This window comes from Novosphingobium sp. 17-62-19 (assembly GCF_002256775.1).
In the GTDB taxonomy this organism is placed as follows: Bacteria; Pseudomonadota; Alphaproteobacteria; order Sphingomonadales; family Sphingomonadaceae; genus Novosphingobium.
In genome coordinates this window covers 1-890 of the sequence record NZ_NCII01000118.1, presented here as the reverse complement: position 1 = coordinate 890, position 890 = coordinate 1, and the positions used below count along the sequence as shown (strand labels likewise).

At 62.0% G+C, this 890-nt stretch carries 1 protein-coding gene and 1 pseudogene; both read right to left on the bottom strand.

The annotated features are described in order from the left end of the window. A pseudogene (locus B7X90_RS16940) lies at nt 1–294 on the bottom strand (GNAT family N-acetyltransferase); the annotation flags it as partial. 2 nt (nt 295–296) lie between these two features. Beyond that, on the bottom strand, nt 297–806 hold the full coding sequence (locus B7X90_RS16935) for a recombinase family protein (RefSeq protein ID WP_083434574.1): 510 nt from the start codon (nt 804–806) through the stop codon (nt 297–299). Between the last annotated feature and the right edge of the window lie 84 nt (nt 807–890).

The following is an 890-nucleotide window of genomic DNA, read 5'->3' as shown; positions in this document are numbered from 1 at the left end:
GCCACGACCACGCTGTGCGGCATCTACGATCATGAAGCCGAGATACCATGTGCCATCACGCGGATAATCGCGGAGGATGGCCGCGATTGCATATAGGCCGCCAGGCCCCTTCCATCCCAGGACAGCTTGATTGTGGGCGCTCTTTTCGGGCGGCACATCGGAGAAAAGCTCGCGAGCATCGTCCAGCGTGGGCGCGGCCCCGTCCTGCAACAGGAAATAGTCGCTGCAACGGTTGTACAGGTCTGCAACGTCTGCGGCGTCCGCTTGGGTACGTTTGATCGGGGCTCCCGTCATCATCATCGCGTTTTGGCAGCAAGCACGCGCTGACCGTAATCCCGGAGTTCCCCGTTGGGACCGACATAGCGGTAGAGAGTGACGCGCTCGATCCCGAGTTCCTTGCAGAGGTCGGAAACGGACGTGTCGCGTTGGGCCATAGCAGCCTGAGCGAGCCGCACCTGGGCCTTGGAGAGGGCGAACTTGCGGCCACCCTTGCGTCCCCGCGCGCGGGCAGCGGCCAGGCCAGCCATGGTGCGCTCGCGGATCATATCCCGCTCAAACTCCGCCAGTGTGGCAAAAATGCCGAACACCATCCGGCCCGATGGCGTCGTGGTGTCGATCTGCGCGCCCTTGCCGGTGAGCACCCGCAGACCGATACCGCGATCCGACAGATTCTGCACCGTGCTGACCAGGTGGGTGAGCGTTCGGCCGAGCCGGTCGAGCTTCCAAACGATGAGGACATCGCCGTCGCGCAACGATTTCAGGCAGGCGGCAAGACCGGGGCGATCATCACGGCGGCTCTGTTGCAAACTCTGACACGGTTTCCAAGATTGGGCTCATGTACTGTCAAGGTCAGTTGCGATGAACGATTTCAAAGGACGGCATTTTACCGG